Origin of the sequence: Nocardioides dubius, assembly GCF_039528155.1 — a bacterium.
GTDB classification, from domain to species: domain Bacteria; phylum Actinomycetota; class Actinomycetes; order Propionibacteriales; family Nocardioidaceae; genus Nocardioides; species Nocardioides dubius.
Genome location: NZ_BAAALG010000017.1, coordinates 226,773 through 235,178 on the forward strand (window position 1 = coordinate 226,773; position 8,406 = coordinate 235,178).

Below are 8,406 nucleotides of genomic sequence, written 5' to 3' on the forward strand. Positions count from 1 at the left end.
TCCGGGTGCAGCGGGGTTGCTCAGATCAGGCCGAGCTCGGTGACGGCGGCGCGCTCCTCGACCAGCTCGGCGTTGGAGGCGTCGATCCGGGCGCGGGAGAACTCGTTGATCTCCAGGCCCTGGACGATGCTCCAGCCGCCGTCCTTGGTGGTCACCGGGAACGAGGTCACGATGCCCTCGGGGGTGCCGTAGGAGCCGTCGGAGACGACCGCCATCGAGACCCAGTCGCCCTCGGGGGTGCCGTTCAGCCAGTCGCGGGCCGCGTTGCAGGTGGCGGAGGCCGCCGACGCCGCCGAGGAGGCACCGCGGGCGTCGATGATCGCCGCGCCGCGCTTCGCGACGGTCGGGATGAAGTCGTTCTCCACCCAGGCCTGGTCGTTGACGACGTCGAACGCGTTCTTGCCGCCGACCTCGGCGTGGAAGACGTCCGGGTACTGGGTGGCCGAGTGGTTGCCCCAGATCGTCATCTTCTTGATGTCGTTGACCGAGGAGCCGGTCTTCGCGGCCAGCTGCGAGATCGCTCGGTTGTGGTCGAGGCGGGTCAGCGCCGAGAAGCGCTGCTGCGGGATGTCGGGGGCGTTGGTCATCGCGATCAGCGCGTTGGTGTTGGCCGGGTTGCCGGTGACGCCGATCCGGACGTCGTCGGCGGCGACCTTGTTGAGCGCCTTGCCCTGCGCGGTGAAGATCGCGCCGTTGGCCGAGAGCAGGTCGCTGCGCTCCATGCCGGGGCCGCGCGGGCGGGCGCCGACGAGCAGGGCCAGGTTGACGCCGTCGAAGATCTTCTCCGCGTCGTCACCGATCTCGACGGCGGCCAGGCCGGGGAAGGCGCAGTCGTCGAGCTCCATGACGACGCCCTCGAGGGCCTTGAGGGCCGGGGTGATCTCCAGCAGACGCAGCTCGATCGGCCGATCGCCCAGCGCGCCACTGGCGAGACGGAAGAGCAGGCTGTAGCCGATCTGGCCGGCGGCACCGGTGACGGCCACCTTCAACGGGGTTGCACTCACGAGGACTCCTAGAAGAGTTGGGTGGTGATCCTGGGCTGAAACTAGCAGCAGGGTGACGAACGCCCGGCGGCCGCTGCCACCGGGCGTTCGCTGACTCAGTCGGCTGTGCTCACTGCGGGGGGTCGTTGGGGCGGATCTGCGTGCCCTCGGCCGGCGGTGCCCACTGCTGCTGCTCGGGCGTGGGCGGAGCCCACTGCTGCTCCGGCGCCGGAGGCGTCTGCGGTGCCTGCGGCTGCGCCCACTGCTGCTCCTGGGCCGGCGGGGCCGGTGCCCACTGCTGCTCGGCGGGCGGCTGCGACCACTGCTGCTGCTCGTGCGCCGGCTGGGCCCACTGCTGCGGCGCGCCCTGCTGCTGCGGCTGCACCCACTGGCCCGTGTTCGGGTCCCAGACCGGCTGCTGGCCGCCCCACTGGCCGCCGCCCTGGGCGGTGTTGCCGCCGCCGAAGGTCAGGCCGCCGCCGACGACCTCCATGCCGTCACGGCCGAAGATGAAGGCGTAGCTGATGCCGGCGATCGCCGCACCCACCAGCGGGGCCACGATGAAGGCCCAGACCTGGGTGATCGCGTCGCTGCCGCCGAAGATGGCGACGCCGATCGAGCGGGCCGGGTTCACCGAGGTGCCGGTCAGCGGGATCATCACCATGTGCAGGCCGGTCAGGGCCAGGCCGATCGCGAACGGCGCCGAGCTGGCGATCGCCTTGTTGCGCTTGTCGGTGGCCGCCAGGATCACCCAGAGGAAGACCGCGGTGCCGATGACCTCGATCAGCAGCGCTGCCCACAGCGAGATGTCGTGGGCGCTCTGGTCACCCCAGCCGTTGGTGGCCATGCCGCCGTCGGCGTCGAAGCCCTCGGTGCCCTTCCAGATGGTGAAGAGCACCAGGCCGGCGAGGATCGCGCCGACCAGCTGCGCCACGATGTAGAAGGCGACGTCGATCCAGGCGATCCGGCCCGCGACGCCGGCGCCCACCGAGACGGCCGGGTTGAAGTGGCCGCCGGAGATGTGGCCGACCGCGAAGGCCATCACCAGCACCGAGATGCCGAAGGCCAGGGAGGTGGTGGTGATGTCGGCGCCGCTGGCGATGGCGGCACCACAGCCGAAGAAGACCAGGACGAAGGTGCCCAGGACCTCCGCAGCGAGCTTGCGGGGGAGTGCAGGCGGATCGAGCGATTCAGCAGTCACGACTCTTCCTTTCAGGAACCCGAAATATCCGATGTTCTCGACATTAGGCCATCGAACTCCGGTTGAGCCTCAAGCGCAACGGACCGCGCCGCGGGTGGCGCCCCGGGGTTCGCGGTGCGAAGGTGGCATCCCAGGACCGTTCAGGTATCTTGATATCAAGCAATCTTTTCGCCGGCGACGTTCAGGAGACAGTCCTACCGATGGCCAAGATCATCTACACCCACACTGACGAGGCGCCGCTGCTGGCGACCTACTCGTTCCTCCCCATCGTGGAGGCCTTCGCCGGCAAGGCCGGCGTCGAGGTCGAGACCCGTGACATCTCCGTCGCGGCCCGCATCCTGGCCCAGTTCGGTCTGGCCGACGACGCGCTCACCGAGCTCGGCGAGCTGGCCAAGACCCCCGAGGCCAACATCATCAAGCTGCCGAACATCTCGGCCTCCATCCCGCAGCTCAAGGCCGCGATCAAGGAGCTGCAGGCGCAGGGCTTCGACATCCCGGACTACCCGGAGAGCGCCGACACCGACGCCGAGCGGGAGATCCGCGCGAAGTACGACAAGGTCAAGGGCTCCGCGGTGAACCCGGTCCTGCGTGAGGGCAACTCCGACCGTCGTGCCCCGGGCTCGGTGAAGAACTACGCCAAGACCCACCCGCACACCAACAAGCCGTTCACCGACGGCTCGAAGACCAACGTCGCCACCATGGGCGCCAACGACTTCGCCAGCAACGAGAAGTCGGTGACCGTCGCGGGCGACGACACCCTCTCCATCGTGCTGGAGACCGCTGCCGGCGAGAGCATCGTGCTCAAGGACGGCCTCAAGGTGCTGGCCGGCGAGATCGTCGACTCCACCAAGATGTCCGCCGCGCACCTGCAGGCGTTCCTGCGCAACGCGGTCGCCGAGGCCAAGGCCAAGGACGTGCTCTTCTCGGTGCACCTCAAGGCCACCATGATGAAGGTCTCCGACCCGATCATCTTCGGCCACGTGGTGAAGGCCTTCTTCGCCGACGTCTTCGCGACCTACGGCGACGACCTGGCCGCTGCCGGCCTCTCCGCCAACGACGGCCTCGGCTCGATCCTGGCCGGCCTCGACAAGCTGGCCAACGGCGCCGAGATCAAGGCTGCCTTCGACGCCGCCCTGGCGAACGGCCCGCGCCTGTCCTACGTCAACTCCGACAAGGGCATCACCAACCTGCACGTGCCGTCCGACGTCATCGTCGACGCCTCGATGCCGGCCCTGATCCGCAACGGCGGACGTCTCTGGGGCGTCGACGGCGCCGAGGACGACACCCTCGCGGTGATCCCGGACTCCTCCTACGCCGGCGTGTTCCAGGCCGTCATCGAGGACGTCAAGGCCAACGGCCCGCTGAACCCGGCCACCATCGGCACCGTGCCGAACGTCGGCCTGATGGCGCAGGCGGCCGAGGAGTACGGCTCGCACGACAAGACCTTCGAGATCGCCCAGGCCGGCACCGTGCGGATCCTGGCGTCCAACGGCGACGTGCTGATCGAGCACGACGTCGAGGCCGGCGACATCTGGCGGGCCTGCCAGACCAAGGACATCCCGGTCCAGGACTGGGTGAAGCTGGCCGTCACCCGTGCCCGCGCCTCGCAGACCCCGGCCATCTTCTGGCTGAACGAGAGCCGCGCGCACGACGCCGAGCTGATCAAGAAGATCAACGCCTACCTGCCCGAGCACGACACCGAGGGCCTGGAGATCCAGATCCTCAGCCCCGAGCTCGCCACCCGCTACTCGCTGCAGCGGATGCGCAACGGCGAGGACACCATCTCGGTGACCGGCAACGTGCTGCGTGACTACAACACCGACCTGTTCCCGATCCTCGAGCTCGGCACGTCGGCGAAGATGCTCTCGGTGGTTCCGCTGATCGCGGGCGGCGGTCTCTTCGAGACCGGTGCCGGCGGCTCCGCGCCCAAGCACGTCGAGCAGCTGGTGGACGAGAACTACCTGCGCTGGGACAGCCTGGGCGAGTTCTTCGCGCTGGTCCCGTCGCTGGAGAAGTACGCCGAGCAGTCGGGCAAGGCGGGCGCCCAGGTGCTGGCCGACACCCTCGACCGCGCCACCGGCACCTTCCTCAACGAGGACCGCTCGCCGGGCCGCAAGCTGGGCACCACGGACAACCGTGGCTCGCACTTCTACCTCGCCCTGTACTGGGCCGAGGAGCTGGCGCAGCAGAGTGAGGACGCGGCGCTCGCCGAGGCCTTCGCTCCGCTGGCCAAGCAGCTGCGCGAGAACGAGGAGAAGATCGCCGGTGAGCTGATCGCCGTCCAGGGCGCGCCTGCCGAGATCGGTGGCTACTACCGCCCCGACGCCGACAAGGTGGCCGCGATCATGCGCCCGTCCGCGACGTTCAACGCCGCGCTCGAGGCTCTCTGATCCATCTCGTTCTGAGCCCGGTCGACCCGTTGGTCGGCCGGGCTCAGGCCATTTCGGAGCCTTCGGCTGCGAAACGCTCCGGCCCGACCGAACCATGTGCGGTGTCCACCGCGTCTAGGGTGCAGAGCGGGCAACGGCCCGCTCCCGACGACAAGGAGCCCGCGTGGCGCGACGCGATGACGCCGCCTTCGCCGAGTTCGTGACGGCGAGGTTCGGCGCCCTGCACCGATCCGCCTATCTGATCGTGGCCGACGAGCAGCTGGCGCAGGACCTCGTCCAGGAGGCGCTGACCAAGACCTACGTGGCGCTGCCGCGACTCCGCGAGCCCGGCAACCTGGAGGCGTACGCACGCCGGGTGGTGGCGACCACGGCGTTCACCTGGTTCCGGCGCAAGGGCTGGAACAACGAGACCGCCACCGCGACGCTTCCCGACGTCGTCGCCCCGGGTGCCGTCGACGACGTTGCCCAGCGCGACTGGCTCTGGCAGGCGTTGCGGGAGCTGCCGATCCGGCAGCGCACGGCGATCGTGCTGCGCTACTACGAAGACCTCACCGAGGCCCAGACCGCACATGCGATGGGCTGCGCGACGGGAACGGTCAAGAGCCAGGTCTCGGCCGGGCTCCGCACGCTGCGCAAGCGACTGGGCGACGACGTCGCGCTGGTCGCCGAGTTGGAAGGAGCCTCGGCATGACCGAGCTGCTGAAGGACACCCTGAACGAGCGTGCGGATGCGCTGTCTCCGGCCACCCCGGACCTGGCGGCGATCCTGGGCGACGGCCGCCGCCGGGTCCGGCGCCGACGAGGGCTCGGGGGAGCTCTGGTGGCCGCTGCGCTCCTGGGAGCAGCGTTCATCGTGCCCGCCCGGCTCGACGCCTGGGGCGGCAAGGACGACGTCATGAACGTCGCGGGCAGCGAGGCCACCCGGCTCAGCTGGGCCGAGGGCTCGGTGATCCATGCGGGTGGCGAGAGGATCGATGTGGGGCGGGAGATCTACGCCTATGTGGAGACCTCGCGGGGCTACGTCTTCACCGACGCCGCCGGAACCGTCTACGCGTGGGAGCAGGGTGAGGTGCTCACGCTCGGCAAGGTCGACGATGGCTCGGGCGAGCGCGACCTGGTCAGCGACGGTGCGACGGTTGCCTGGGTCGACGTCACCGACGGCGTGTGGACGTTCGCCTACACCGAGGCCTCCGGGGTGGTGCGGCGGCTCCCGGTCGCAGTCGACGAGAGGGTCACGGCCGGCGGAGACGGCTTGTCCTCCCAGCAGTGGCTGGCCAGGACCCGTACCCGGGTGATGGCCCTCGACGAGAGCACGCTCTACGCAGGCGACGAACGCGGCATCGTGGCGTTTGATCTCGTGAGCGGCGACGTCAGGGTGTTGGCCGACAAGCCCACCGGCGTCGTCGATGACGTGGAGGGCGGCCAGATCCTCTTCACCAGTGACGCCCAGCCCGACAGGCTGGAGGGCGTGCGAGGCAGCACCTTCCTCACCCAGGATCTCGGAGGCACCGTCGATGCGCCGTTGGCCGTGGACGGCGGCGACATCGCGCCCGGCGCTCACTACGTGATGAGCGAGAACGGGGCCACCAGTAGCGACGACTTCACCCTGGTCTCGTTGGCCGACGGCACGTCGTTCGTGCCTGACCAGAAGGAGGACTACGACTTCTTCACCGGTTACGCATGGATCGATCAGGATCGCTACCTCGCCTTCGGGATCGACTTCACCACCGGGGACCGGTGGGAGGCCGAGGCGATGGCCTGTTCGGCGTCACGGAGGGTCTGTGAGGAGCCGGTCGCGCTGCCGCGCTCGGAGGGTGCGCTCGACGACGGGCCCGGATTCCAGCTGCCGATCGGGGAGCACCTCGGCTGAAGGCGTGCTGAAGGTCATGCGGGGGCAGGCTCCGGACGCCGGAAAATCGGTAGGAGAGTGTCGGGGGAACGGCGTAATGTCAATCAGCGATGAGTGCCACGCTGACTACCGACGACGCCCCTCCCGCCCCCGCTCCGAAAGCGGCCGGGCCCGTCGACCCGCGTCGTCGCGTCGATTGGCGTCGGTTGCGCTCGCCGCTGTCGATCGGGGCGCTGATCTGCACCGCGATCGCCGCGATCGGCACCACTGCCGGAACGGTCTTCGCCGGTCGCCTCGCGGAGAGCCCGTCGGCCGGCCTGGTCTGGGCCCTGGCGCTCTGCGTGCTCGGCGCCGCCGTCATCGACACCGCCGGCAAGGTGGTCTGGGTCGGCGTCTCGGACCGGGCCGAGGGCCTGCTGCGTGAGGACCTCCTCGACGCAGCGATGAACCAGCCGCTCGCCGCGCTCGGCGAGCAGGCGGTCGGTGAGATCCTGGACCGCGTCGACGACGACACCCACGAGGTCGGCAACCTGGTCCGCTGGCAGCTGTGGATGCTGGCCCGCACCGGCTTCGGGGTGATCCCGATGTGGCTGGTGGCCGGCTTCACCTGGTGGCCCGCCTGGCTGATCTTCCCGGCTCTGGCCGCGCTGACCTTCCTCGCCATCCGCCGCCTGCTCGGCGAGATCTCGCGGCGCAAGGTGATCGAGGAGATGGCCTGGACCGACCATGCCGCCGCCCTCGAGGAGGGCATCGCTGGCCGAGACGACCTGCGCACCAGCCTCGGTCAGTCGCACGTGGTGCAGCGCCTGGCCCGGCTGTCGGCCGACGTGCACGAGAAGTTCCGCCGGGTCGTGGTGATCGAGGCACGCCTCGGCGCCCGGGCCGGGGTGCTGCTCTACTCGATGCTCGCCGCGGTCGGCGTGATCGGCGTGGCGCTGACCGCCAACGACACCATGTCGGTGGCCCGCCTGGTCACGCTCTTCCTGGTCACCTCGACCTTCGTCGGCCAGGTCTCCATGCTGGCCAACCACCTGCCCGACCTCCAGGCCGGCCTCGGCGCGGTGATCCGCCTGCGGCAGATGCTGGCCGTGGAGCCGGAGCCGCGCGGCGGCGAGGCGGTGCCGGCCGCAGGGGCGCTCGACCTCGAGGTCCGCGACCTCACCTTCAGCTACGCCGAGGGCAGCTTCGCGCTGACCGGAGTCAACCTGCACGTGCCGGCCGGCCAGACGATCGCACTCGTGGGTCGCTCGGGCTCGGGCAAGTCCACGCTGGCCTCGCTGCTCTCGCGTGCGGTCGAGCCGCCGCGGGGCGCTGTCTTCCTCGGCGGCGTCGACGTCCGCGACCTCGACCTGCAGCAGCTGCGTGCCGCCGTCGGCGTGGTCACCCAGCGCACCGAGATCCTAGCCGGAACCCTGGCCGAGAACATCACCCTCTTCGAGGACGTGCCCCGGGCCGCGGTGGAGAGTGCCGTCGCCCAGCTCGGCCTGCTGGACTGGGTGGCCGGCCTGCCCGACGGCCTCGACTCCCTGCTCGGCCCCGGCGGCACGACCCTGTCCGCGGGGGAGGAGCAGCTGGTCGCCTTCGCCCGGTTGCTGATCCGCGACGTGAAGGTGGTGGTGCTCGACGAGGCCACCGCCCGGATGGACCCGCTCACCGAGCGCCGCGTCGTCGCCGCCGCCGACCGGCTGCTGATCGGCCGCACCGGCATCCTGATCGCGCACCGGCTGAGCACCATCGAGCGTGCCCCGCTGGTCGGCGTCCTCGACCACGGCCGGCTCGTTCAGCTCGGCCCGCGCGTCGAGCTGGCCCGGGTCGAGGGACCGTACCGCGCGCTGCTGGCCGCCAGTCGGGCCGAGGCGCATGCCCAGCCCGACGCCCACGGGCTCGCCGAGGCCGATGCCCCCGAGGTGCCCGCCGAGGCGGCGCATGCCACCCTCGACGAGCCGGTCGCCAGCGTCGGCGGACGCCGTCGCCTGGGGGCGGC

The 8,406-nt window shown here is 70.3% G+C and carries 6 protein-coding genes; 4 read left to right on the forward strand and 2 right to left on the reverse strand.

Annotated elements, in window-relative coordinates:
- Window positions 1-20: 20 nt before the first annotated feature.
- Together ABD151_RS20970 and ABD151_RS20975 are read right to left on the reverse strand one after the other, a co-directional pair.
- Window positions 21-1,004: a malate dehydrogenase gene (locus tag ABD151_RS20970; protein ID WP_343996813.1), complete on the reverse strand. Its 984-nt coding sequence runs from the start codon at window positions 1,002-1,004 to the stop codon at window positions 21-23.
- A 109-nt stretch (window positions 1,005-1,113) separates the two neighbouring features.
- The gene (locus tag ABD151_RS20975; RefSeq protein ID WP_343996814.1) at window positions 1,114-2,184 is read right to left on the reverse strand and encodes an MIP family channel protein; all 1,071 of its coding nucleotides are present in this window, start codon (window positions 2,182-2,184) and stop codon (window positions 1,114-1,116) included.
- 200 nt (window positions 2,185-2,384) lie between these two features.
- Here ABD151_RS20975 and ABD151_RS20980 point away from each other — a divergent pair, with 200 nt between their 5' ends.
- The 4 genes from ABD151_RS20980 to ABD151_RS20995 all read left to right on the forward strand — a co-directional run.
- The gene (locus tag ABD151_RS20980; RefSeq protein ID WP_343996815.1) at window positions 2,385-4,574 is read left to right on the forward strand and encodes an NADP-dependent isocitrate dehydrogenase; all 2,190 of its coding nucleotides are present in this window, start codon (window positions 2,385-2,387) and stop codon (window positions 4,572-4,574) included.
- 163 nt (window positions 4,575-4,737) lie between these two features.
- A complete protein-coding gene (locus ABD151_RS20985) occupies window positions 4,738-5,265 on the forward strand; it encodes a SigE family RNA polymerase sigma factor (RefSeq protein WP_343996816.1) in 528 nt (175 codons plus the stop codon).
- The gene (locus ABD151_RS20990) at window positions 5,262-6,443 is read left to right on the forward strand and encodes a hypothetical protein (protein WP_343996817.1); all 1,182 of its coding nucleotides are present in this window, start codon (window positions 5,262-5,264) and stop codon (window positions 6,441-6,443) included. The genes ABD151_RS20985 and ABD151_RS20990 overlap by 4 nt, the downstream gene beginning before the upstream one ends.
- Window positions 6,444-6,532: 89 nt before the next feature.
- Window positions 6,533-8,406: ABC transporter ATP-binding protein (locus ABD151_RS20995; RefSeq protein ID WP_343996818.1), on the forward strand; the 1,874-nt coding region annotated here is incomplete at its 3' end.